Consider the following 23730-nt stretch of genomic DNA (forward strand, 5'->3'; position numbering starts at 1 on the left):
AGTAGGCCTTCGCCCGTGCAATTCCCATAACCACTTGAAGATTGCTGGACTGCTCGAAAGGGTCCAGATTCCTACCGAATTGCGCGCACGTCCGGGTCGCCGCGTCGAGCGAGGGCTACGTTCACCTCGTCGAGCAGTTCTGCCAGGTCCTGGGGGTAGACGTTCTCGCCGAGCGCGCTGAGCGCCCGGATGTCGGACTCGGTGCACCACTGATGCCCGGTCACGGTCCGTCGCTCGAAGTCGGTGAAGCCTGCGCTCTCCGGCTCGAACTCCTGCGTTCGATGCGCGAAGAACAGTTCCTCGGACCTGATCAGGGTTCCGTTGAACGGGAAAGTGGCAACTCGCCGCCACAACGGACCGCGCAGGTCGGCTGCGGCAACGCGCAATCCCGTTTCTTCGTGCACTTCTCGTACCGCTGCCTCGCGGAGCGATTCCCCCTTCTCCACTGCCCCACCGATGGTGAACCAGAAGAAGGTATCGGGCACTGTCGGATCGTGGCCCCGCAACAGCAGTACGCGCCCACGCTCGTCGAGCAACACCACTCGCGCGGAGGTTCGCGGAGTGGCCCGATTCTCGCTGCCGAACGTCGCGGCAGCAGAACGCTCCGCGATCTCGAAGTACGACGGCAGTGCAGCCGTTCCACCGAGATGCAACCACCGGACCGGTCGACGGATGCGCAACGCCAGAGTGTCTCGCACGGCATCGTTGTGGAACCGTCGCGCAATCAGTACGCGAGCTTCGGCGTCGGCCAGTTCCGCAACCAGTTGAGGGGGAAGCGCATTCGGTTCGACGACCGCGAGCGCCATCGATACCGCGTTCTCGGCTTCTTCCCGCTGCGATCGGTCGGCTCGCTCGGCTCGGTCCGCCAGCGCGGCAAGTTCTCTGCTCGACGGCACCGAGTCGCGGGTGGCAGCGGACACTGCACGCGCCACGACGGCACGGCGGGCGAGTGCGGCGTCGAGGGACTGCCACGCGAGGTCGGTGCGCACGTGCAAGCGATCGAGTCGATTCGCCGTCCCGTAGGCCCACAGACCGACGACGAGAATCAGAACTGCGATCAGCCCGAGCACCAGAATTGTGACGGCAGAAAGGGTCATCAGTTCGACGCTCGCACTTTCTGTCCGCCCAGAGTGACGGTCTCGTAGACCCGCAGGATCTGCTCGGCGACGACGGGCCAGTCGTAGGCAGACACAGCGACCGACGCGGCGTCGACCAGTCGGTCTCGGACGGTGTCGTCGGACAGGATCGAGGTGACGGCTACAGCAAGGGCATCAGAGTCGTCGATCGGAACCAGCAGTCCGCAGGTGCCGTCCTTGAGCACCCGGCGGAAGGCATCGAGTTCGCTTGCCACGACGGGTGTTCCGGCTGCCATTGCCTCGACGAGCACGATGCCGAAGCTTTCCCCGCCGAGATTCGGGGCGCAGTAGACATCAGCACTGCGCATCGCGGAGGCCTTCGTCGCGTCGTCCACCTGCCCCAGGAAGGTCAGATGTGACGACAGTGCGCCTGCGTCCTTGCGCAGCTTGTCCTCGTCGCCGCGCCCGACGACGAGGATTTCGATGTCCGGATGTGACTCGACAAGCGCGGGCAGGGCGCCGAGCAGAACGGCCATTCCCTTACGTGGCTCGTCGAATCGGCCGAGAAAGAGCACCGTACGGCCGGCTCGGGGGTAGCCCTCCAGCACAGCGGCATCCGCGAACGCGGGCACGTCGACGCCGTTGGGGATCTCGACGGCATCGGATCCGAGTGCCTCGACCTGCCAGCGTCGAGCAAGCTCCGATACGGCGATCCGGCCACTGATCTTCTCGTGGTACGGACGCAGGACACCCTGGAACGTGCTGAGCACCAAGGACTTCGTGGTGGAGGTGTGGAACGTCGCCACGATCGGACCGTCCGCGGCCTTGAGGGCCAGCATCGACAGACTCGGCGCGTTCGGTTCGTGGATGTGCAATACGTCGAAATCGTTGTCCGAGATCCACTTTCGGATTCGAGAATACGTCACCGGTCCGAATCGAAGACGCGCGACCGATCCGTTGTAAGGAATGGCGAGCGCCTCCCCCGCCGACACCACGAAGTCCGGCAACTCGACGTCCTCCGAGGCCGGAGCCAGCACACTCACCCGATGCCCGCGCTCGATGAACACCTCCGCCAACTGCTGGACGTGCGCCTGCACCCCGCCAGGAACGTCGAACGAGTACGGGCAGACCATACCGATCTTCACGCGCCCTCGATTCGTGCGCGTCGTTCAGCCGACCAGTCGCTCATCCACAGGGGTTGGAGCATGTGCCAATCGGCCGGGTGTGCCCGAATGCCGGCAGCAAAGTGATCTGCCAATGCTTGTGTGGCTACATCGATTCCGTGCGAGACATCCACCGCCGGAAAGATGTCGAAACCCCACCCGTCACCGTCGAAGTAACCGTGCACCGGCAGCAGCGTCGCTCCGGTGTCGATCGCCAGCTTCGCGGCCCCCGCGGGCATCCGGGTCGGTTCACCGAAGAAGGTCACCGGCACTCCGTGCTTGGCGAGGTCCCGCTCGCCGAGCAGACAGACCACCTTGTTCTCGCGCAGGCGCTCGCTCAGCGCGTGCAGAGGCGGCTGCTCACCGCCGCTGAGCGGGAAGATCTCGAAGCCCAGGCTCTCCCGATAAGCAACGAACCGCTGGTACAGCGATTCGGGTTTCAGACGTTCGGCCACTGTCGAAAGACCACCGTGCTTGCGCACCAGCCACATTCCGGCCATGTCCCAGTTACCACTGTGCGGCAGCGCCAGCACGGCACCCTTGCCCGACGCGAGGGCAGCCTCGAGATGCTCCTGCCCGTTCACACACCGGTCGATGACGGCGGCCTGGGCGGCCAAATCCATCGACGGCAGCCGGAACGCCTCGCGCCAGTAGCGAGCATACGACCGGACGCTGTCTCGAATCAGCTCCGCGGGCACCTCGCCGGGGGTGGTTCCGAGGACACGAGCGAGATTACGGCGCAATTGATCCGGGCCACCGTTGCGGGTGGACGCGATATCGGCGCCGCGATCGAAGAGACCTCTCGCCACACCCTCCGGCAGCGATCGGACCAGTCGCCACCCGGCTGCGTACCCGAGGTCGCTGGCTCTTTCGGAGACGTTCACGACGCGGCCACGTCACCATCGTCGGGGGCAGGAGCAGTCGGGGGCACGATGATGTCGCGAGCCCCGTCGGACCCACGGACGGCCAGCACGCGTTGGAACACCGTCACGATGCTCAGGGCAGCGAGCACCCACATCGCGGGGTAGATGAGGCTGTCCATCCACGGAATATCGAAATGCCTACCCACGCCGGTGAATCCGGCACCGACGAGAACGATGACGAGACGATCCGGGCGCTCGATCCAACCACCGTCGGCCGAGAGTCCGCTGGCCTCGGCCCGCGCCTTGGCGTACGAGATCACCTGTGAGGTGACCAGGCAGATCAGCGTGGCCACCAGCAAGAGCTTGTTCTGCTCGGAATACACTGCCCACCAAGCGAGGCCACCGAAGATCGCGCCGTCCGCCACTCGATCGCACGTCGCGTCGAGAACGGCCCCGTACTTGGTGCCACCGCCCCTGGCCCGTGCCATGGCTCCGTCGAGCATGTCGAAGAGAACGAACAGCGTGATGACGATCGAACCCCACCACAGGTAGCCGGCGGGGAACATCGTCACTGCCGCCGTGACGGTGACGACGGTGCCGATGATCGTCACCGAGTCGGGGGTCAGGCCGGTGCTGTTGAGGGCGCGTCCGAGCGGAGCGGTCAGCTTCGACACCGGCGTACGGCCGAAAATGCTCAGCACGACGCGTGCTCCTCTCGCCTGTGGTTCATTCGTTCCAGGCCGACGCGAGCAGGGCCCGAGTATCGCGAAGCAACTGCGGCATCACCTTGGCACCGCCGATCACTGTGATGAAGTTCGCATCACCGCCCCAGCGCGGGACGATGTGCTGGTGCAGGTGCTCGGCCAACGATCCACCTGCTGCGGCACCGAGGTTGAGGCCCACGTTGAAGCCGTGCGGGCGCGACACCGTCTTGATGACGCGAATCATCTGTTGGGTGAATGCCATCAACTCGGCGCTCTCGGCGGGCGTGAGATCTTCGAGTGCCGCGACCCGGCGGTACGGGACGATCATCGTGTGGCCGGGGTTGTACGGATACAGATTGAGTACCGCGTAGACCGACTCGCCGCGCGCGACCACCAGTCCGTCCTCGTCGCTCATCTTCGGGATGTCGGAGAACGGCTCACTCGACTTGGCCGAGGCCTGCGGGGCCTCGGCTATGTAGGACATCCGATGTGGGGTCCACAATCGCTGCAACCGATCGGGCTCACCGGCACCGGTGGCGACGATCGACTCGTCCTGATCGGGCATGTCAACTCACTCCTGCGGTACTGGTCTGCACGAGTTCGGCGGTCGGTGATGCGTTGTTGCGCTGGGAAATCCAGTCGGTGATCGTTGCTACTGCCTGCGCTACCGGAACACCGTTGACCTGAGTTCCGTCACGGAACCGGAAGCTGACGGCACCGGCTTCGACGTCGCGTTCGCCGGCGAGAAGCATGAAGGGGATCTTCTGCGCGGTCTGGTTGAAGATCTTCTTCTGCATCCGATCGTCACTGGCGTCCACCTCGGCGCGCACCCCGAGCTTCTTGAGCTCCTTCACCACCGAGAACAGGTGGTCCTGGTGTACCTCGGCAACCGGGATGCCCACTACCTGCACCGGGGCGAGCCACGCCGGGAATGCGCCGGCGTAGTGCTCGGTGAGTACGCCGAAGAATCGCTCGATCGAACCGAACAGCGCGCGGTGGATCATCACCGGGCGTTCCTTGACTCCGCCCGAGGCGGTGTATTCGAGCTCGAACCGTTCGGGCAAGTTGAAGTCGAGCTGGATGGTCGACATCTGCCAGGTGCGGCCCAAAGCATCCTTGGCCTGGACGGAAATCTTCGGTCCGTAGAACGCCGCACCGCCCGGATCGGGCACCAGATCCAGACCCGACGCCGCCGCGACCTCGGCGAGCGTGTTGGTCGCCTCTTCCCAGACCTCGTCGCTGCCGACGGACTTCTCCGGGTTGCGGGTCGACAACTCGAGGTAGAAATCGTCGAGGCCGTAGTCCTTGAGCAGTCCGAGAACGAACTCCAGTGTGCTGGTGAGTTCTCCGCGCATCTGCTCGCGAGTGCAGAAGATGTGTGCGTCGTCCTGGGTCATGCCGCGCACGCGGGTCAGACCATGGATCACGCCGGACTTCTCGTACCGGTACACCGAACCGAACTCGAAGAGGCGCAACGGCAATTCACGGTACGAGCGACCGCGTGAGCGGAAGATGAGATTGTGCATCGGGCAGTTCATCGGCTTGAGGTAGTAGTCCTGGCCGGGCTTGCGTACGTCACCGTTCTCGTCGAGTTCGGCGTCGAGATGCATCGCCGGGAACATGCCGTCTCGGTACCAGTCGAGGTGGCCCGACACCTCGTAGAGATGGCCCTTCGTGATGTGCGGGGTGTTGACGAACTCGTAGCCCTCTTCGATGTGCCGCTGGCGGGAATAGTTCTCGAGCTCGTTACGGATCACACCGCCCTTAGGATGGAACACCGGAAGTCCGGAGCCGAGCTCGTCGGGAAAGCTGAACAAGTCCAGCTCGGACCCGAGCTTGCGGTGATCGCGGCGCTCGGCCTCGGCCAACAGTTCGAGATGAGCGTCGAGTGCCTCGGTGGACTCCCACGCGGTTCCGTAGATGCGCTGCAGATCCGCATTGTCCTGGTTGCCGCGCCAGTAGGCCGCTGAACTGCGGGTCAGCTTGAACGCCGGAACGTATTTGGTGGTGGGGATGTGGGGGCCGCGGCACAGATCGCCCCAGATCCGCTCACCGGTGCGTGGATTGAGGTTGTCGTAGGCGGTCAGCTCTCCCCCACCGACCTCCATGACCTCGGGATCGTCGATTCCTGACTTGTCGTCGATCAGCTCGAGCTTGTACGGCTCGTTCGCCAGCTCCTCGCGAGCCTGCTCCACCGATTCGTACACCCGACGCGAAAACCGCTGTCCGGCTTTGACGATCTGCTTCATCTTCTTCTCGAGGGCAGTCAGATCCTCGGGAGTGAACGGCTGCTTCACGTCGAAGTCGTAATAGAAGCCGTCCTTGATGAACGGTCCGATGCCCAGTTTGGCGTCGGGGAAAAGATCCTGAACGGCTTGCGCCAACACGTGCGCAGCCGAGTGCCTGATGACGCTTCGGCCGTCCTCGGTGTTCGCCGGCACGGGCTCGACCTCGATGTCGACCTCCGGCGACCAGGACAGATCGCGAAGCTTGCCGTCGGGATCGCGCACGACGACGATGGCGTCGGGTCCCTTGTTCGGCAGGCCGGTGTCACGGAGCGCCGTACCTGCCGTCGTTCCTGCCGGCACCATGATGCGGGCGGGTGGAACGGTGGCGACAACGGGCATGCTCACGGCGATGTACTCCTCGATCGGTTCTTCGGGCCAGGAAGGCCTCCGACAGCCTATCGGCATCGAGCCCCTCGTCGGCCCTCAGCGCGGCGAGGCAAGTCAGATCGGACTTTCGAGCCACGTCCAGTCGAGTCCGAACCAGCCGCCGACCAGTGCGAACGTTCCGAGCAGCCACAGAGTTGCGAGCACCACGACCGTGGTGAACAGCACGCCGAGACCCTTGACGAACATCGACTGCTTCGAGAACCAGGCCATGAACGCGTCGTATCTCTTACGGACGAATCGCAGTGCACTCTTGGCCCACGCGAATTCCGACGCCAGGATGCCCAGTCCTGCGAACACGATCAGCCAACCCGGCCCGGGATAAGGAATGGCAAGCACACCCACGATGAGCACGATGGTTCCGACGACACCGACCGTGATTCGGTAGCCGAGATCGAGAGACTTGTTCTCGGCGATGCGCGCCCGAAAGCGCCGGTGTTTCACCTTCGCCTTGTCCACCGGATTCTGGTCGTCGACGGCGTCGGGCTTCGATTGTTCGGTGCTCACCGGCTCAGGCTACCGGCCTCGAACGCAAGAAGGCCCACACCGCGGACGGTGTGGGCCTTCTGTTCGGTGGTCCCGGCTGGGATCGAACCAGCGACCTTCCGCGTGTGAAGCGGACGCTCTCCCACTGAGCCACGGGACCGAACGAGGCAAAACATTAACACGAGGTGCCGCGGCGAACCGAATCGCCTGCCCGATCGCCGAACACGTCGACGGACTGCCTTCACATGGCTGCTCTCGCCACTGCTTTCACACCTTTCACACGCGCTGATCCACCGAATTCCGTGGCTGACCACGAGATTTGTGAGTTTCACTCCCGTTGGGTTAATGTTTTCCCCGCACCACGGAGACAACAACTGCCCAGCAGTGAGCGCCTCCGGGGTATGCGGATGTGGCGCAGTGGTAGCGCATCACCTTGCCAAGGTGAGGGTCGCGGGTTCGAATCCCGTCATCCGCTCGAGGGTCTCGACCCATGGTGGAGTGGCCGAGTGGTGAGGCAACGGCCTGCAAAGCCGTGCACACGGGTTCGATTCCCGTCTCCACCTCGCTAGTGCATCGATTGCAGAATCGATGCGAGGACATGCGCGATTAGCTCAGCGGGAGAGCGCTTCCCTGACACGGAAGAGGTCACTGGTTCAATCCCAGTATCGCGCACCAGAGTCAGACAGATCAGACCCCCTTTCGAGGGGGTCTTTTTTGTGCTTCACGAATCAATTGTGGTGATTCACGCCATAGAAGTGCACAGTGGAGATGACGCACACACTTCGATGGAAGGACACTCACGTGTCGGACGATGCTCAGAGCGAACCCACAGTCGACGACGCCACCATGGAGGAGGCGAAGAAATCCGTCGAAGGGCTCGACGATCGCTATCGGCCCGGTGCCCGGCCCACGGTGGCGCTACCGGGAACGAACGGCACCGTGGCCGGTACCGCATTCGCCGACATGGTCGACGGCGACGGTGAGCTCGTCGACGCCGACGATCAGGAAGCATCCGACAACTCCGAAACCGACAGCACCTCCAGCGATCACGCCGACACCGACGAAAAGGTAACGTCCTCGAACGATGCCTGAACTCGATGGTCCCGACGCCCCCGCCGACATCGAACTCGGCGGGGGCGTCGCCTATCTGCACACACCGTCCATACCGTCACGAGGCGGACTCGCTCTCACCCATGGCGCGGGCGGCAACTGCGAGTCGCTTCTGCTGCAGCGTATTGCCGCGGTGTGGTCGAAAGCCGGGTTCACGGTGCTGAGGTTCGACCTACCGTTTCGAGTTCGCAAACCGAAGGGTCCGCCCCACCCGTCTCGGTCGGCCGAGGATCGGCTGGGCATTGCCGCGGCGATCGACCGGCTCCGCGTCGAGACATCGGGTTTCATCGCATTCGGTGGGCATTCCTACGGTGGCAGGCAAGGGTCGATGATCGCGGCCGAACGCCCGGACCTGGTCGACGGACTCGTTCTGACCTCCTATCCCCTGCACCCACCGGGCAAGCCGGAAAAGGCTCGTACACAACACCTTCCCGAACTGCGAACACCGACGGTGGTGGTGCACGGCACGAAGGACCCATTCGGCACCACGGCCGAACTGAGCGCTGCGCTCGCTCTCGTCCCGGCCCCCACATTGCTCGTCGACATCGAGGGCGCGGGCCACGACCTCGCTCCGATCAAGTACGACGCGGCGACGAGAACCCTTGCCGGCGCCGTCTCGTTGTTCTCCGATTCTTCGGTAGTCGTCCCGCCCTTCGACCCGTTACGCTGAAGTGGTCTACTAAGGCATGCCGACCTGGGGATGGTTCATCGTTGCTCTGGTCCTCGTCGATGCCGCGGTGCTTGCAGCATGGTTGTTGGCCCGAAAGAAGCCCGGCTCGAGCCCGGAGACATCGCGCAGCATCGGGCTGATCGGGCTCGACGGCAACGCCCGTGCAGACATTCACCAGTTGTTGGCGGCGAACAAGAAGATCCAGGCCATCAAGATCTTTCGTGAACGAACAGGTGCCGGTCTCATCGAAGCCAAGAACGCAATCGAAAGCGTTCAACGCGGTGAACCCTTTCCGTCCTCGTCCACCATCGTCGACGCGGCTCAGTCCGGTCCGACACCCTGGGACGACCTCATCCCGCGGTTGCAGTCGCTGAAGTCGGAGGGCAAGGCCATCTCGGCCATCAAACTGCTGCGCGATCGAACCGGCTTGTCGTTGCGGGAGGCGAAGAACGCAGTGGATCTACTGTGAGTGTGCGTGTGGCGACCGTTGCCGATATACCCGGCGTCGCCCAATTGGCCGCGCAGACCTTTCCACTCGCCTGCCCACCGGGAACTCGCACCGAGGACATCGAGCATTTCGTCTCGAACGTGTTGTCGGTCAGCAATTTCGAGGGTTACGTTGCCGACCCGAACCGAACCGTTCTGGTCGACGAAACACCCACCGGAGAGGTGGTCGGATACGCGATGCTCGTGGCGGGCGCTCCAGCGGACCCGGACATCCGAGCAGCCCTCTCGCACCATCCGACGCTGGAAATCAGCAAGCTGTACGTACGGCCGGCCGAGCACGGCGGCGGAGTAGCGGCGCGGCTGATCTCGTTCGCTTTGACGCATGCGCGCGAATCCGGTTGCGCAGGAGCCTGGCTGGGCGTCAATCAACTCAACGTGCGTGCCCAGAAGTTCTATGCGAAGCACGGATTCGAGATCGTGGGCACCAAGACATTCGTTGTCGGCGTGCAGACACACGACGACTACGTCATGCAGGTACGGCTGTGACGCCTGTTCAGCCGACTGCGGCGAAACGAGACAACGCGAGCAGACGCGAGGTCGCGCGCAGATACTTCTTGCGGTAACCGCCGGCCAACATCTCCTCGGTGAAGATCTCGTCGAGCTTGCCGCCCGAGGCCGTGACGGGGATGCCCGCGTCGTACAGGCGGTCGGCGAGTACCACCAGGCGCAGGGCGATGGCCTGATCCGATGCCGGGTGCACATTCTTCAGGAACACCGCAGGAATGCCGTCGAGCAACTTGCCGTAGCGCGAAGGGTGCAGCGTGCTCAGGTGTGCCAACAGCTCGTCGAAATCGTCCAAGGTTGCGCCGTCGACGGTCTCCGCGCGCTCGACGAGCTCGGATTCGGACGTCGGCTCGGGCGCTGGAGGAAGGTCGCGGTGCCGGTAGTCGGGGCCGTCGACGCGGATGGACTCGAAGATCGAACCGAGCTTCTTGATCTCCCGCATGAAGTCCTCGGCAGCGAAGCGGCCCTCACCGAGCTGGCCGGGCAAAGTGTTGGACGTCGCGACGATGGACACTCCGCGCTGAGACAGCTCGGACAGCAGCCGCGAGACCAGCATCGTGTCGCCGGGATCGTCGAGCTCGAACTCGTCGATGCACAGCACGCTATGTCCGGAGAGTTCTTCGAGCGCCTTGTTGAAGCCGAGTGCGCCGACCACATGGGTCAGCTCGACGAACGTGCCGAACGCCTTGGGCTCGGGAACGCTGTGGTAGATCGACGCCAGTAGGTGGGTCTTGCCCACGCCGAAACCGCCGTCGAGGTACAGACCCGCACCGGTGGCCGGGGTCTTCTTGCCGAAAAGTCCGCGCTTGCCCTTGCCGCGGATCTTCTGCACCTTGTTCGCGAATTCCTCGGCCTTCGCGACCGCAGCAGCCTGGGTGGGCTCCTTGGGATCGGGAATGTACGAGGAGAAGCTGACGTCGTCGAACATCGCCGGCGGGACCATCTGCGCGATCAGCTGATCGGAGGGGACCACGGGATTTCGGTCGACAAGGCGTGCGGGCATTTGTCGAGCGTAACGACGTGGTCTGATCTCTCTCATGCAGCTTCTCGATATTGGGACCTACTTCACATCGGAGCAGGCAGCCGACTCAGCGTCGTCCGTCGGGTCGGAGCTCGACGACGATGCCGTCCGCGACCTGTACGCCTACCCAGCAGACCTGGGCCGACCGTGGATTCGCACGAACTTCGTCGCCAGCATCGACGGATCTGTGACCGCGAACGGTAAGTCGGCGGGCCTGGGGACCCCCGCAGACGCGCGACTGTTCGGCATTCTGCGAGAGCTGTGCGACGCCGTTCTCGTCGGGGCCGGAACTGCTCGCGCCGAGAACTACGGCGGCGTCTCGCTGACCGCCGAGGTGAAAGCACGTCGAGTAGCGAACGGATTGTCACCGATTCCCACGATCGTGGTGGTCACCGCCTCCGGCTCGATCCGTGCAGATTCTCGGCTGGTCACCGACACCGAAGTGCAGCCGGTGGTGCTGACCTCGGCGGCGGCGGACAGCTCGAAGGTGGCGGCGCTGCGTTCCGCGGGCGCAACGGTGATCGAGGTATCCGGTGAATCGGTATCGACCGAAGACATCGTCGAGACGCTGGGCGACCTCGGATTTCACCGCGTCCTGTGCGAGGGCGGACCAGGACTGTTCGGGCAACTCGCATCGGACGGGGCGGCGGACGATCTGTGTCTGACGATCTCGCCGATGCTCGTCGCCGGAGATGCGGGTCGCATCTCCCACTCCGCCGGTGGCTCCGAGACACCGATGCAACGAGCGCACGTTCTCGCTGACGCGGACGGCACGCTGCTCACCCGCTGGGTGCGTCGGCCATGAGCAGCGAGCGGTGCGGCATCGATCGAAAAGTCGATAGCCTCGCACGGTGACGCAGAAACGTACGTTGCTCGCCGCCGTCCTCGTTCTGGCCACGATGTGCGCGGCCTGCGGTGCCGGGCCGTCGATCCGGCCCGATGTCGCGGTGGAGCAACGATCCCCCGGTCAGCCCGGCGAGCCGTCCGCAGAGGCACCGCCGGAACCGGCTGCTCTCGCCGTGCCGACGACCGACCTCGACTGGGCCGACTGCACCGCCGCCACTCTGGGGACGTTCGGGCTCACCTCCACCACGCCCGGACTGACACTCGAGTGCGCGGAGTACGAGGCGGACGTCGATGCCAGCGGGCAGATGTTCGGCACGTTCGCCGTCGGCGCTCTGCGCGCCCGGCTCGCTGCAACGCCGGCCGACGCGGGTCCGCTGGTGTTCACCTCCGGCTCCGATCGATCCTCGATCGCCACCCTGGCGACGATGGCAGCCGGTCCGCTGTCGACATTGCTGGAAGCTCACCCCATCGTCGCCGTTGATCGACGCGGGATCGGCCGCTCCACTGCTGTGGACTGCATCGACGACACCGTCGAGTCCCCTACCAAGGCTGCAGTCGATGCCCTGGGACAGTTCACCAGATCCGACGCCGATACCGCCGACCGCGCAGTCGACGCGGGCCGAGACGCCACCATCGAATGCACCGACACACTGCAGCCACAGGAACTCGCCTTCGGAACCACCTACGCGGCGGACGATCTCGACCGTCTGCGGCAGCTCTGGGGGGTGAACCAGATCGGAGTGATCGGATCGGGGAACGGTGCGCTCACCGCGTTGGCCTATGCGGCGAAGTTCCCGGACAACGTCTCGCGTCTGATTCTCGATTCGCCGCCCGGGGTCAATACCGATCAGATCACGCTGGCCGAGCAACGGACGCAGGGCAAAGAAGCCGCCTTCGCGGCATTCGCACAACGATGCGTTGCGCTGAACTGTTCACTCGGGGCCGATCCGACGGCCGCTGTGGAGCAGCTGCTCCGACGCGCCGCCGGTGGCGAGTTCGCACCGCTGTCCACTCACGAAATTCTCGACGGCATCACCTTCGCGCTCGCATCGACAGCAGGGGACGCGTCGGCCCGGGCCACCACCCTGTCCACGACCCTGTCCGCAGCGGTTGGATCCGACACCGCAGCTCTGCTCGCCCTCGCCGAGCGAGGTCGAAATGCCTACGGAACCGACGGGCAGTTCGTTTCCCGCTGCACGGACGGCCAGCAGTGGCCGTCTCCGCAGGGCGTGCGTGACCTGTCGTCACAATGGACCGACCGCTACCCGGTCTACGGCACCGACGCCGCACTGACAGCGTTGCTGTGCTCCTCCTGGCCAACGGCGCCGTCGACCCCACTGCCCACCTCGTTGGACGTTCCGGTTCTGGTCCTGTCCAACGCGGGCGACCCGATCGTCGGCAACGGAGGCCTGGCCTCGGTCACCGGATTGGTCGGGGCAACCGGCGCGGCAGTGGCTTCGGCGGCCTGGCAGGGTAGCGGACACCCGAGCCTCGGTGGATCGCAGTGTCTACAGACCACAGCGGTGAAATACGCGCTCGATACAGCACTGCCGACCGACGGCACCGTCTGTCCTGCCTGATTTCTCGACCGGACTCCGACGGCCGATACCTGCCGGTAGATTCCTCAGGTCGGCCTGCCGAACTTGCGGGGTGTCCTTTCTCTGGTGCGGCACCGGCTCGGGTACCGTTCGCGGGTGTCACTTAGTTTTCTGGAGCCGCGTTCAGGGCGGACGACCGCCGAGGTAATCAAGTACGCCCTGTGGCCCATCGCCATCATGACCGTGATCCAGCGGGTGGTCATCAAGGCGGTCAACGGTGATATCACCAACGACTTCAATCCCGTGTACAGCGCAGCTCTTGCGTTCCTGAATCGACAGCCGGTGTACACGGCGAATTTCGACTCCGTCGACCCGCACTACCTGTATCAACCGAGTGCGACGATGTTGCTCTCCCCCATAGCCATCATCGACCCCGAGCGATCTCGCTGGTTATTTATCATCGCCAGCGCCATCGCAATTCTCGTGGCGCTGTACATCCTGTTGCGCATCTTCGGATTCCGGCTCGATTCGGTTGCCGCTCCCGCGCTGCTCCTCGCCGCATTCGTCAGCGAGACGGTGACGAACACGTTGGTGTTCACCAACTTCAACGGCTTCGTCCTCCTCGGCGAAGTAGCGTTTCTCGGGTTTCTACTCCAGCGCAAAGACCTGTCGGCCGGCGTTGCGATGGGTCTGACTCTGGCGATCAAACCGATGCTCGCGCCGCTGCTGCTGCTTCCTCTGATGACGCGTCAGTGGAAGGTCTTCATCACGTCGATCGCGATCCCCGTGGTGATGATGGCCATCGCCTGGCCCCTGTCGATCGACCCGATGAACTTCATCGACCGGACGCTGCCGTACCTGCTCCAGACTCGCGACTACTTCAACAGTGCTGTCGTCGGCAACGGTCGCTACTACGGTGTTCCCGAACTGCTCACCTACGGCATCCGCGCGATTCTCGGAATCATGGTTCTGGTGTCGCTGTGGCTGCTGTACCGGTACTGCCGCGAAGATCGTTTGTTCTTCTTCGCGACCACCTCGGGGTTGATCCTCACCGCGCACTGGTTGCTGGGCTCGCTGGGCCAGATGTACTACTCGATGATGCTGTTCCCGCTGCTCATGACTGTCGTGTTGAAGAACTCGCTTCTCCGCAACTGGCCCGCCTGGCTCGCGATCTACGGGTTCATGAACTACGACCGATGGCTGTCCGGGCGCTGGATCGAAACCGGCCGTGCCCTGGATTACCTCCGGACCACGTTCGGGTGGGCACTGCTGATCGTCGTCATCTTCGGTGTTCTCGTCGGACGCTATTTCGCCGCTCGAAGCGAGGGACGACTGGACGACGGAATCGAACCGAGCTACCTGCTGCCGAGCGCGCCACCAGCGAAAACGGCATAGCCCGACAAATCGTATTAGCGTGGAAGCATGAGTTCAGCAACCGACAACAACTCCGCTCCCGCCGTCCAGCTCACAGAAGAACAGTGGCGCGAGAAGCTGACCCCCGAGGAATACGCGGTGCTCCGCCAAGCAGGCACCGAGCGCCCGGGCGTCGGCGAGTACACCGACACCACCACCGAAGGCATCTACGAATGCCGAGCCTGCGGAGCCGAATTGTTCCGCAGCACCGAGAAGTTCGAATCCCACTGCGGCTGGCCGTCGTTCTTCGACCCGGCCGACAGCGACGCCGTCATCCTCAAGGAGGACACCACGCTCGGAATGCGTCGTGTCGAGGTCGTCTGCCGCAACTGCCACAGCCACCTCGGCCACGTCTTCGAGGGCGAGGGCTACCCCACGCCGACCGATCAGCGGTACTGCATCAACTCGATCTCGCTGGTACTCAAGCCTGCATCCTGATCTGCTCTGCTCGAGCCATACTGTGAGCATGCGCACTTTCACCTCTCCAGAGCAGATCAAAGCGGCCGTCGGCGAAGACCTCGGTACCAGTGACTGGCTGCAGATCACCCAGGAACGGGTCAACACCTTCGCCGACGCCACCGGCGATCACCAGTGGATTCACGTGGACGTCGAGCGGGCGAAGAAGGAAAGCCCGTTCGGCGCGCCGATCGCACACGGTTTCCTGAGTTTGTCCCTGGTGTCGATGCTCAATTGGCAGATCTACACCATCGAGAACACCAAACTCGGAATCAACTACGGCTCCAACAAGGTTCGCTTCATCAATCCGGTGAAGGTCGGTGCCCACGTGCGCCTGCAGAGCACCCTGACCTCCGTCGAGGATGCGTCGGGCGGCGCGTTGCAGATCGTGACAACGGGAACGTTGGAGATCGAGGGCGAGGACAAGCCTGCGCTCGTCGCCGAGATCATCTCTCGGGTGGTGTTCTGACCTTCGTCCGCGCAGGTGGATCGAACGCGGTGATCGGCGGCAGTGCTTCGTCGTAGCGTTCGATCTCCACCAGCACATGCTGTCCGGTGCATCCACGCGACAGCGAGGACGCTCCGTCGTCTGCAGTGAGTACATTCACGCTGCCGTGCTTGCACATCGAGCCGGGATCGGCCGGATCGAGCGGGTCGTACCAGGCCCCGGTCGACAACTGAACTACCGATTCCAGCATCGCGTCGTCGACGACCACACCGGCAAGGCACGAACCGCGGTCGTTGAACACCCGCACGACATCGCCGTCCGCCACTCCCCTGGCCGCGGCCGCGGACGGGTGCATGCGTATGGGCTCGCGGCCCTGAATCTTCGAGTGTCGGCTCACCGCACCGTGATCGAGCTGACTGTGCAGCCTGGTGCGTGGCTGGTTGGCGATCAGGTGCAACGGAAACTGCTGGGCGCGTGGCCCGCCGAGCCACTCCTGCGGCTCGAACCACATCGGATGCCCTCGGCAGTCGTCGTAGCCGAAGCCCGCCACCGTGGCCGAGAAGATCTCGATCTTGCCGCTCGGGGTGCGCAGGGCATTCCCGACCGGATCGGTTCGAAAATCTTGGAGGAACGTCAGATCGTCCTCGGTCTGCATCCGAAACGACCCCTCACGCCGGAAATTTTCGTATTCCGGAGTATCGACGCCCCCGGCGCGCAGATATCCGCGCCACTGCCCGTACAGATGCTCCAGCCACTGCTGCGAGCTACGTCCCTCGGTGAACTGCTCGCCCACACCGAGTTTCGTCGCCAGCTCGGCGAAGGTGTCGTAGTCGTCGCGCGAATCGGCAAAGCGCTCGGCGGCCGGCTCCATCGCGACGAGCAACGGATCGTTGCGTGTGCAGCTCAGATCCGATCGTTCCAGTGACGTGGTCGACGGGACGACGATGTCGGCGTGCTTGGCCATCGGTGTCCAGTACGGATCATGTACGACGACCGTGTCGGGTCTACCGAGGGCGCGACGAAGCCGTCCGAGATCCTGGTGGTGATGGAACGGATTGCCGCCGGCCCAGTAGACGACCTTGATGTCCGGATACGTCGATCGCCGACCGTCGTAGTCGAATTCACCGCCGGGATCGAGCAACATGTCCGAGACCGCGGCAACCGGAATCAGATCGGGCACCGGATTGATTCCCTGGGGCAGAGTCGGCAAGGGATACGGCACGGGGGCCAGACCGGGCTCGTTCATCGAGCCGTAGCCGTGCCCGAATCCCCCACCGGGCACGCCGATCTGACCCAACATCGATGCCAGCGTGATGCCCATCCACGGGGCCTGCTCGCCGTGCTGCGTCCGTTGCAGTGACCACGTGACGGTGACCATCGTGCGTTTCGACGCCATCTCCCGCGCGAGTTCCGCGATGTCCGCGGGCTCGACACCGCAGATCGTCGACGCCCACTGCGGGGTCTTGGGTGTGCCGTCCGAGACGCCGAGCAGGTACCGCTCGAACTCCGGATAGCCCTCGCAGTACGTGTCGAGAAAGGCTGTGTCGTGCAACTTTTCGTCGGCGAGCACGAATGCGAGAGCCAACATCATCGCCACATCGGTACCGGGTCGCGGCGCAATCCATCGAGCGTCGCCGCTCATGTCGCTTCGTAGCGGACTGACGGTGACGATCTGGCCACCCCGGGCGCGCATCGCGGCGAGCGAGTCGACCGTCGGATGATCCGACGTACCGCCGTGATTGATACCGGTGTTCTTCACCGGAACTCCGCCGAACGCCACCAGCAATTCGGTGTGTGCGGCGATCACGTTCCAGGACGTGGAGCGCGAGAACATCTTCCAGTGCGCACCGAGGACGTGCGGCATGATGACACCGGTCGCACCCAATGAGTAGCTGTGCACCGATCGCGTGTAACCGCCGATGCAGTTCAGAAAGCGATGCACCTGACTCTGCGCGTGATGGAAGCGTCCGGCACTCGCCCACCCGTACGACCCGCCGTAGATGGCGTTGTTACCGAATGTGTCCGCTACTCTGCGCAACTCTTCGGACAGCACGTCGGTCAACTCGTCCCACGACACCTCGACGAACTCGTCGCTGCCACGCTTGTCGGTCGGACCCGGCCCGTGCTCGAGCCAGCCCCTACGCACCGACGGTGCGGTGACGCGGGATCGATGGGTCACCGACCCGACGAGGTTGCCCAACACCGGGGAGGGATTACTGTCGGTCACCTGGGGATGGACCGCAGTGACATCGCGTCCGTCCGACTCCGCACGAAACATGCCCCAGTGGCCCATGTGCTGGACGCCGGCCACTCCGGTCATCGAACTACCCCGGTCATCGAATTCCGAACGCGCTCAACGCCGCCAGCAGTGCATCGGGACGCTCGGATGTCGGTACGGGATCGACGAGCGCGAAGCTGCACCCGATCTCCCGCGCCGCCCCGTCGGCCTCGTCGCTGTCGCCCACCATCAACGTCACCGAGGGGTCGACACCCAAACTCGCGACTGCGTGCCGGAAGATCTCGGGCTGCGGTTTGACGTGACCTACCTCGAAGGAGAGCACAAACTCGTCGACGTACCGATCGAGACCGCGATCGACGAAGGCCGGACGGATGTCGAAGGCGATGTTGCTCAGTACACCGACCCGAATCGACTCGGCAGCAAGCTTTTTCAGGACCGACTCGGTGTCCGGGTACGGGGTCCACGAATCTGCATCGATCACTCGCCCGTAGACCGATTCCGCCTGCGCCCGGTCCGTGACACCGGACTGCGCGAGCACATGCAGATAGGCCCGCCGGTGCAGTGCCGGATCGAGGTCTCGATTTCGCCAGGCATGACGCGTTGCATCGTCGAACTCGACCGTCTCGCCTACCGGCGCGGTCATACGCCGCATCAGTTCCGCGGCGCCGGCACCGTCGACTGGGGTGCCGTCTGCGTCATGGATGCCGTCGAACCAGGTCGGATCCTCCTCGAGCCTGAACAGCGTGCCCGAGAAGTCGAACAGGACGGCCTCGATCGTCGATGTGCCCGTCGTGGTCACGGCAGTGATTCGACGAGTGCGTCCACCTCGACCCGCGGGCCGGTGAAGAACGGGGTCTCCTCACGCACGTGCCGTCGCGCCTCGGTGGCACGCAGATCCCGCATCAGATCGACGATGCGGTCCAACTCGGGAGCCTCGAAGGCCAGAATCCACTCGTAGTCGCCCAGTGCGAACGACGGCACGGTGTTCGCGCGCACGTCCTTGTAGTCACGCGCGGCCTTGCCGTGGTCGGCGAGCATCGTGCGGCGCTCGTCGTCGGGCAGCAGATACCAGTCGATCGACCGGACGAACGGGTAGACGCAGATGTACGCACCCGGATCCTCACCCGCGATGAAGGCCGGGACGTGACTCTTGTTGAACTCCGCCGGGCGGTGCAGTGCGGTGTTGCTCCAGACCGGAGTGCTTGCCTTGCCCAGCGCGGTGGTGCGCCGGAAGTCCGAGTAGGTGGCTTGCAGGTCCTCGATGCGCTCGGCATGCGTCCAGACCATGAAATCGGCGTCCGCGCGCATGCCGGCGATGTCGTACACACCCCGCACTGCGACGCCCTTGTCTTCACGGCCTTCGAAGAAGACTTTCGCCTCCTTGGCCGCTGCGGCCCGATCGTCGCCCAGCACACCGGGCGTGACCTTGTAGACCGAGAACATCAGATAGCGGAGTGTCGAATTGAGCGCTGAGTAATCGAGGCGTGCCATGGCCCTATCGTGCCACTTCGATCAGCCGGGCGGCAGCAGTGGTGGCGGACGCAATACATGCGGGTACACCGACGCCGCGCTGCCAGGCCCCGGTGACCTCGAGGCCGGGTAGATCGGCGACCCCGGACTCGACGGCGGCAACGCGATCAAGGTGTCCGGGCGCGTACTGAGGCAAGCCGCCCGGCCAGCGCTGCACTGTCGCGGCCAGCGGTCGTGCACCGATGCCGGCCACCGTCCGCAGATCGTTCGACGCTGTCTCGATCGACTCCTCGTCGGATCGATCCGAGGCCGTGGAGTCGCCGAACCGGCCGAGCGAGGCCCGCAGCAATACCGCATCACGCTCACCCAGGTGTGGCCACTTCCGGCTCGACAACGTGAACGCCTTGACATCGAGACCTGCGTCCGTCGCCACGAGAATGCCCGAATTCTGCGGCAGTTCGGTCGCTTTCGGAAAGGCCAGCGCCACGACGACCGACGACGCCAGCTCGATACTGCGCGCAGCCCGCGACGCCTCGGGTGCCACCGCAGCGATCAGCTGACCGAGAACGGGCGCGGGTACCGCCAGGACCAGGCCGTCCACAACGCCCACGCGATCGACGTACCAGCCGTTCGCCTCGCGGCGTACATCTGCGACGCCTGTGTCGACGATCGTTCGGGCACCGGTCGCGGCGATCAGAGCGTCGAGCAGCACCGCATAGCCGTCGCGCAGCCCGCCGAACACCGGTCCCGGCGACGGCGTGGGCAGTGCCGCCAGCACTGCCTCGGTCAGGCTCGCTGCCCCGCCGTCCAATGCGGCTGCCAACGTCGGAAGTGCCGCTCGGACGCCGATCGAGCTCGCCGAGCCGGAGTACACGCCGCCGAGCAGCGGGTCTACCGAACGGCTGACGACTTGGGAGCCGAAGCGGCTACCCACCAGATCGGCCACGCTGACGTCCGAGCCCGCGGTCCACGTGAACGGCCGTGTTGTTTCGCTCTCGATGAGGTGCAGTTCTGCCGGGTCCACCAGATCCCGCACCGAATCGGCCGAGGACGGTATGCCCATCAAGGTGCCCAGTGGGAGCGCGTGCGTTCGGCCACCGGAGTAGACCAGCGGACGCGCCGACGACGGGTGCACCAGCTGATCCGACAGGCCGAGTTCGGCGAGCAGGGCCGGTACTTCCGGACGACGGCCGATGAACGCTTCCGCGCCGACATCGAGCGACTCGGCACCGACCTCGGTGGTCCGCAGGGTGCCACCGAGGCGAGGGGACGCCTCGACGAGAGTGATCTCGGCATCGGGTCCACAGGCCTGCCGGAGGCGATACGCCGCGACGAGGCCGGAGATCCCGCCGCCGACCACGGCGTAGCGCCGCACCGTCACAACGAATGCACCAACGAGACCACCCGGGTCAGAATCTCGGGATCGGTGTCGGGCAACACCCCGTGGCCGAGGTTGAACACATGTCCCCGCGCACCCGCCGCCACCGCGCGGTCGGCTTCGGCGGCAATACGTCGAACTTCGGCCTCGACGGCATCCCAGCCGGCGAACAGCACCGCGGGATCGAGATTTCCCTGCAGCACCTTGCCGCCGCCGACTCGGTGCACGGCGTCGTCGAGCGGAATCCGCCAGTCGACACCGACCACATCGGCACCGGCCTCACCCATCGCACCGAGCAACTCGCCGGTACCGACCCCGAAGTGAATCTTGGGAACGCCGGCCGAGGACACGGCGTCGAACACTCGCGTCGAGTGCGGCAGCACGTACTCGCGGTAGTCGGCCAGCGACAGTGCTCCCGCCCACGAGTCGAACACCTGCACCGCGTCCACTCCGGCGGCCAGCTGAGCCTGCAAGAACGTGATCGTCGTGGTCGCCAGCGCGTCGAGCAGGGCATGCCAGGTCGCCGGGTCGGACCGCATCAGCGCCTTGGTCTTCTCGTGATTGCGGCTGGGGCCACCCTCGACCAGGTAGGACGCGAGGGTGAACGGCGCTCCGGCGAACCCGATGAGCGGCGTGCCCGCGAGCTCCCGGGTGAGGATCCGCACCGCATCGGCCACCGGCTCGACCTGATCGGCGGTCAAGGTGGGCAGCGCCGCGACATCGGCCGCCGAACGCACCGGCTGAGCCACGACCGGGCCGGTGCCGGCAACGATGTCCAGATCGATACCGGCAGCCTTGAGCGGAACCACGATGTCCGAGAACAGGATTGCCGCGTCCACATCGTGTCTACGGACAGGTTGCAGCGTAATCTCGGCCACCAGATCCGGCCGGAAGCACGAATCCAGCATGCCGATGCCTGCGCGGATCTTTCGGTATTCGGGAAGCGACCTGCCGGCCTGACGCATGAACCACACCGGCCGACGCGAGGGCGTTTCGCCGGCGATCGCGGCCAAGAACGGCGCGTCCGGGAGTTCTCGACGGGCGGGGGCTGTGGTGTGTGCTTCGGCGTTCATCGAGTTCCATGCTGCCACGCGCCGGGATAGCTTCTGCCACCAAGGGCGACACACCCACTTCGGTTCCATCACGGCTCGGCGCGCCTCCGCCGCCGGACAACGTGACGCGTCTAACGTCCGATCACGTGACCGAACCCGAATCCACCGCCGAACCTGCGCCTTTCCGCGCCGCCATCGACGCGATGCATCGGGCCCAGGTCCACCCGGCAATCGAGATCGGTCCGATCCGGCCGCCGCAGCGACTCGCGCCGTACAGCTACGCTATCGGCGCCGAAGTCAAGCACCCGGATTCCGAGCAGGTCGACGAACAGAGCGACGGCGACGCATTCGGCCGCTTGATTCTGCTGTACGACCCCGACGGGGCAGAAGCCTGGAACGGGACGCTTCGACTGGTTGCTTACATTCAAGCGGACGTCGACGAATCGTTGGCCGACGATCCCCTGCTCCCCGAGGTCGGGTGGAGTTGGCTGGTCGACGCACTGGAGTCACGGTCGGAGCCGCTCAACGCACTCGGCGGCACCGTCACCTCGACCAGTTCGGTGCGCTACGGCGATATCGCCGGTCCCCCCAAGGCCCATCAGCTCGAACTTCGCGCGTCCTGGACTGCGACGTCCGAAGATCTCTCGACGCATGTCGAGGCCTTCTGCGAGGTTCTCGCGTACGCGGCGGGTCTGCCGCCCGCGGGCATCACCACCCTCGGTCAACGCAGTTCCAGCCGGACATAGTCTCCGGACCCACCGACCGTAGGGCTTAGAGTCACTGTCCATGTCAGCCGAGAGTTCCCCCGACACCACGTCGGACGACGCCACGTCGGACGAGCAGGTCAACGAGCCGGTCGCCGTTCCGTTGCTTGCCCCGGCCGACGGTGTGCCCGACGTCGTGGACACACCGGACGCCGTTCTCGCGGCCGCGAAGCTCCTCGCCGCAGGTCACGGGCCTCTCGCCGTCGACGCCGAACGCGCATCGGGCTTTCGGTACTCCCAGCGCGCTTACCTGCTGCAGTTTCGTCGCCGCGGAGCCGGCACCGTTCTGCTCGATCCGATCCCGGTCACCGGCGACCTCGCTCCACTCGCCGAGGTGATCAACCCGCTCGAATGGGTGCTGCACTCCGCCGATCAGGACCTCCCGGGACTGGCCGAACTCGGCCTGGTCCCCGCCACGCTCTACGACACCGAGCTCGCCGGCCGTCTCGCCGGATTCGAGCGCGTCGGCCTCGGTGCCATCGTCGAACGCACCCTCGGACTGGCGCTGCAGAAGGGTCACGGCGCTGCCGACTGGTCTACTCGTCCCCTGCCCGACACCTGGCTCAACTACGCCGCGCTCGACGTCGAAGTTCTGCTCGAGCTTCGCGACGCAATGGCCGCGGAGCTCGAACGACAAGGTAAAACGGATTGGGCGGCAGAGGAATTCGCCCACATCCTCTCTCTCGGACCGCCCAAACCCAAGACCGACAGGTGGCGTCGAACATCGGGGATTCACGCGATCAAGTCTCCCCGCACGCTCGCTGCCGTCCGCGAATTGTGGACCACCCGAGACGAATTGGCGGCCAAACGTGACGTGGCACCGAGCCGGGTGCTGCCGGACTCGGCGATCGTGGCGGCGGCAACCGCCGATCCGAAGACCTCGCGCGAGCTCGAGCAACTACCGGTCTTCGGTGGCCCTCGCCAGCGTCGCTCTTCCCGGCTGTGGGCCTCGGCACTCACACGTGCGCGGGCCCTGCCGACCGCCGAGTTGCCGTCCATGGCAGCGTCTTTCGACGGCCCTCCCCCGGTCAATCGATGGGCACGTCGCGATCCCGACGCAGCGGCCAGGCTCGCCGACGTGCGAGCGGCGATGACCGAGCTCAGCGAGTCGGTGTCGGTTCCGGTCGAGAACCTCCTGATGCCGGACCTGCTACGTCGATTGGTATGGGATTGGCGGACTCCCGACGACGAAGCTCTCGATCCCGAAGAGCTGATCGACACTCGGTTGACCGAAGGAGGGGCGCGGCCCTGGCAACGCTCGCTGGTGGTACCGGTTCTGGCGAAGGCACTGCACCCTTCTCAAGTTACCGACGGGTAATACCCGCTACAGTAGGTGGCGCGTCCGGGCAC

Annotated in this window: 24 protein-coding genes and 4 tRNA genes; 14 read left to right on the forward strand and 14 right to left on the reverse strand. The window is 64.9% G+C overall.

Going from position 1 to position 23730, the window contains the following annotated elements:
- Positions 1-71: 71 nt before the first annotated feature.
- The 8 genes from O4220_RS07450 to O4220_RS07485 all read right to left on the reverse strand — a co-directional run bounded on the left by O4220_RS07450 (position 72) and on the right by O4220_RS07485 (position 7124).
- Positions 72-1097, reverse strand: coding sequence for an NUDIX hydrolase (locus O4220_RS07450; protein ID WP_269603045.1), 1026 nt, complete (start codon positions 1095-1097; stop codon positions 72-74).
- The gene (locus O4220_RS07455; RefSeq protein ID WP_269603046.1) at positions 1097-2221 is read right to left on the reverse strand and encodes a glycosyltransferase family 4 protein; all 1125 of its coding nucleotides are present in this window, start codon (positions 2219-2221) and stop codon (positions 1097-1099) included. The genes O4220_RS07450 and O4220_RS07455 overlap by 1 nt, the downstream gene beginning before the upstream one ends.
- Positions 2218-3123, reverse strand: a complete 906-nt coding sequence (locus O4220_RS07460) for a phosphatidylinositol mannoside acyltransferase (RefSeq protein WP_269603047.1) — start codon at positions 3121-3123, stop codon at positions 2218-2220. Before O4220_RS07460 ends, O4220_RS07455 begins: the two co-directional genes overlap by 4 nt.
- Positions 3120-3803: a phosphatidylinositol phosphate synthase gene (pgsA, locus tag O4220_RS07465; protein ID WP_269603048.1), complete on the reverse strand. Its 684-nt coding sequence runs from the start codon at positions 3801-3803 to the stop codon at positions 3120-3122. Before pgsA ends, O4220_RS07460 begins: the two co-directional genes overlap by 4 nt.
- A 25-nt stretch (positions 3804-3828) precedes the next feature.
- Positions 3829-4371: an HIT family protein gene (locus tag O4220_RS07470; RefSeq protein WP_057478628.1), complete on the reverse strand. Its 543-nt coding sequence runs from the start codon at positions 4369-4371 to the stop codon at positions 3829-3831.
- 1 nt (position 4372) lies between these two features.
- A complete protein-coding gene (gene thrS, locus O4220_RS07475) occupies positions 4373-6433 on the reverse strand; it encodes a threonine--tRNA ligase (protein WP_269603559.1) in 2061 nt (686 codons plus the stop codon).
- A gap of 102 nt (positions 6434-6535) precedes the next feature.
- Positions 6536-6937, reverse strand: a complete 402-nt coding sequence (locus tag O4220_RS07480; protein ID WP_420030360.1) for a TIGR02611 family protein — start codon at positions 6935-6937, stop codon at positions 6536-6538.
- A gap of 115 nt (positions 6938-7052) precedes the next feature.
- Positions 7053-7124: transfer RNA gene (locus O4220_RS07485), tRNA-Val, on the reverse strand.
- A gap of 243 nt (positions 7125-7367) precedes the next feature.
- Here O4220_RS07485 and O4220_RS07490 point away from each other — a divergent pair.
- From O4220_RS07490 to O4220_RS07520, 7 genes are all read left to right on the forward strand, one after another.
- Positions 7368-7439: transfer RNA gene (locus tag O4220_RS07490), tRNA-Gly, on the forward strand.
- Positions 7440-7456: 17 nt separating this feature from the next.
- A tRNA-Cys gene (locus tag O4220_RS07495) sits at positions 7457-7527 on the forward strand.
- A gap of 37 nt (positions 7528-7564) precedes the next feature.
- Positions 7565-7639: transfer RNA gene (locus O4220_RS07500), tRNA-Val, on the forward strand.
- A 126-nt stretch (positions 7640-7765) separates the two neighbouring features.
- Positions 7766-8056 (forward strand): hypothetical protein, encoded by a 291-nt coding sequence (locus tag O4220_RS07505; RefSeq protein WP_269603050.1) that lies wholly within the window; start codon positions 7766-7768, stop codon positions 8054-8056.
- Positions 8049-8744, forward strand: a complete 696-nt coding sequence (locus O4220_RS07510; protein ID WP_269603051.1) for an alpha/beta fold hydrolase — start codon at positions 8049-8051, stop codon at positions 8742-8744. The genes O4220_RS07505 and O4220_RS07510 overlap by 8 nt, the downstream gene beginning before the upstream one ends.
- Before the next feature lie 16 nt (positions 8745-8760).
- The gene (locus O4220_RS07515; protein WP_269603052.1) at positions 8761-9213 is read left to right on the forward strand and encodes a hypothetical protein; all 453 of its coding nucleotides are present in this window, start codon (positions 8761-8763) and stop codon (positions 9211-9213) included.
- Complete coding sequence (locus O4220_RS07520) at positions 9210-9737, forward strand: GNAT family N-acetyltransferase (protein WP_269603053.1); 528 nt, start codon at positions 9210-9212, stop codon at positions 9735-9737. Before O4220_RS07515 ends, O4220_RS07520 begins: the two co-directional genes overlap by 4 nt.
- Before the next feature lie 7 nt (positions 9738-9744).
- Here O4220_RS07520 and zapE read toward each other — a convergent pair whose 3' ends face one another.
- Complete coding sequence (zapE, locus tag O4220_RS07525) at positions 9745-10758, reverse strand: cell division protein ZapE (RefSeq protein ID WP_032403315.1); 1014 nt, start codon at positions 10756-10758, stop codon at positions 9745-9747.
- 34 nt (positions 10759-10792) lie between these two features.
- On the opposite strand from zapE, the gene O4220_RS07530 reads away from it, so the two are divergent.
- From O4220_RS07530 to O4220_RS07550, 5 genes are all read left to right on the forward strand, one after another.
- Entirely contained in the window at positions 10793-11581 is a 789-nt protein-coding gene (locus O4220_RS07530; RefSeq protein WP_269603054.1) for a pyrimidine reductase family protein, read from the forward strand.
- 46 nt (positions 11582-11627) lie between these two features.
- Positions 11628-13202 carry an alpha/beta hydrolase gene (locus O4220_RS07535; protein WP_269603055.1) on the forward strand — a complete coding sequence of 525 codons (1575 nt, stop codon included), beginning with the start codon at positions 11628-11630 and terminating at the stop codon, positions 13200-13202.
- A gap of 114 nt (positions 13203-13316) precedes the next feature.
- Positions 13317-14555, forward strand: coding sequence for a glycosyltransferase family 87 protein (locus O4220_RS07540; RefSeq protein WP_269603056.1), 1239 nt, complete (start codon positions 13317-13319; stop codon positions 14553-14555).
- Positions 14556-14582: 27 nt separating this feature from the next.
- Positions 14583-15011, forward strand: a complete 429-nt coding sequence (gene msrB, locus O4220_RS07545) for a peptide-methionine (R)-S-oxide reductase MsrB (protein WP_269603057.1) — start codon at positions 14583-14585, stop codon at positions 15009-15011.
- Between the two features lie 28 nt (positions 15012-15039).
- Positions 15040-15498 (forward strand): MaoC family dehydratase, encoded by a 459-nt coding sequence (locus tag O4220_RS07550; protein WP_179276283.1) that lies wholly within the window; start codon positions 15040-15042, stop codon positions 15496-15498.
- Here the strand turns inward: O4220_RS07550 and O4220_RS07555 are convergent.
- From O4220_RS07555 to hemE, 5 genes are read right to left on the reverse strand one after another with little or no spacing between them, the layout of a single operon-like run.
- Positions 15476-17797 (reverse strand): molybdopterin-dependent oxidoreductase, encoded by a 2322-nt coding sequence (locus O4220_RS07555; RefSeq protein ID WP_269603058.1) that lies wholly within the window; start codon positions 17795-17797, stop codon positions 15476-15478. The genes O4220_RS07550 and O4220_RS07555 overlap by 23 nt on opposite strands.
- 13 nt (positions 17798-17810) lie before the next feature.
- Positions 17811-18515, reverse strand: coding sequence for an HAD family hydrolase (locus O4220_RS07560; protein ID WP_269603059.1), 705 nt, complete (start codon positions 18513-18515; stop codon positions 17811-17813).
- Positions 18512-19207, reverse strand: coding sequence for a hydrogen peroxide-dependent heme synthase (hemQ, locus tag O4220_RS07565; RefSeq protein WP_032377758.1), 696 nt, complete (start codon positions 19205-19207; stop codon positions 18512-18514). Before hemQ ends, O4220_RS07560 begins: the two co-directional genes overlap by 4 nt.
- Before the next feature lie 4 nt (positions 19208-19211).
- Positions 19212-20567 (reverse strand): protoporphyrinogen oxidase, encoded by a 1356-nt coding sequence (locus O4220_RS07570; protein WP_269603060.1) that lies wholly within the window; start codon positions 20565-20567, stop codon positions 19212-19214.
- Entirely contained in the window at positions 20564-21637 is a 1074-nt protein-coding gene (gene hemE, locus O4220_RS07575; protein ID WP_032403646.1) for a uroporphyrinogen decarboxylase, read from the reverse strand. The genes O4220_RS07570 and hemE overlap by 4 nt, the downstream gene beginning before the upstream one ends.
- A gap of 125 nt (positions 21638-21762) precedes the next feature.
- On the opposite strand from hemE, the gene O4220_RS07580 reads away from it, so the two are divergent.
- Both O4220_RS07580 and O4220_RS07585 read left to right on the forward strand, forming a co-directional pair.
- The gene (locus tag O4220_RS07580; RefSeq protein WP_032377756.1) at positions 21763-22362 is read left to right on the forward strand and encodes a DUF3000 domain-containing protein; all 600 of its coding nucleotides are present in this window, start codon (positions 21763-21765) and stop codon (positions 22360-22362) included.
- Between the two features lie 40 nt (positions 22363-22402).
- Positions 22403-23698 (forward strand): ribonuclease D, encoded by a 1296-nt coding sequence (locus O4220_RS07585; RefSeq protein ID WP_269603061.1) that lies wholly within the window; start codon positions 22403-22405, stop codon positions 23696-23698.
- Positions 23699-23730: the final 32 nt, after the last annotated feature.

The organism is Rhodococcus ruber (assembly GCF_027270735.1).
GTDB lineage: Bacteria > Actinomycetota > Actinomycetes > Mycobacteriales > Mycobacteriaceae > Rhodococcoides > Rhodococcoides rubrum_A.

Coding starts and splice junctions, on each gene's coding strand:
- O4220_RS07450 (WP_269603045.1), bottom strand. CDS start 1,097: ATGACCCTTTCTGCCGTCACAATTCTGGTGCTCGGGCTGATCGCAGTT.
- O4220_RS07470 (WP_057478628.1), bottom strand. CDS start 4,371: ATGCCCGATCAGGACGAGTCGATCGTCGCCACCGGTGCCGGTGAGCCC.
- thrS (WP_269603559.1), bottom strand. CDS start 6,433: ATGCCCGTTGTCGCCACCGTTCCACCCGCCCGCATCATGGTGCCGGCA.
- O4220_RS07510 (WP_269603051.1), top strand. CDS start 8,049: ATGCCTGAACTCGATGGTCCCGACGCCCCCGCCGACATCGAACTCGGC.
- O4220_RS07515 (WP_269603052.1), top strand. CDS start 8,761: ATGCCGACCTGGGGATGGTTCATCGTTGCTCTGGTCCTCGTCGATGCC.
- zapE (WP_032403315.1), bottom strand. CDS start 10,758: ATGCCCGCACGCCTTGTCGACCGAAATCCCGTGGTCCCCTCCGATCAG.
- O4220_RS07530 (WP_269603054.1), top strand. CDS start 10,793: ATGCAGCTTCTCGATATTGGGACCTACTTCACATCGGAGCAGGCAGCC.
- msrB (WP_269603057.1), top strand. CDS start 14,583: ATGAGTTCAGCAACCGACAACAACTCCGCTCCCGCCGTCCAGCTCACA.
- O4220_RS07550 (WP_179276283.1), top strand. CDS start 15,040: ATGCGCACTTTCACCTCTCCAGAGCAGATCAAAGCGGCCGTCGGCGAA.
- O4220_RS07555 (WP_269603058.1), bottom strand. CDS start 17,797: ATGACCGGAGTGGCCGGCGTCCAGCACATGGGCCACTGGGGCATGTTT.
- hemQ (WP_032377758.1), bottom strand. CDS start 19,207: ATGGCACGCCTCGATTACTCAGCGCTCAATTCGACACTCCGCTATCTG.
- hemE (WP_032403646.1), bottom strand. CDS start 21,637: ATGAACGCCGAAGCACACACCACAGCCCCCGCCCGTCGAGAACTCCCG.
- O4220_RS07585 (WP_269603061.1), top strand. CDS start 22,403: ATGTCAGCCGAGAGTTCCCCCGACACCACGTCGGACGACGCCACGTCG.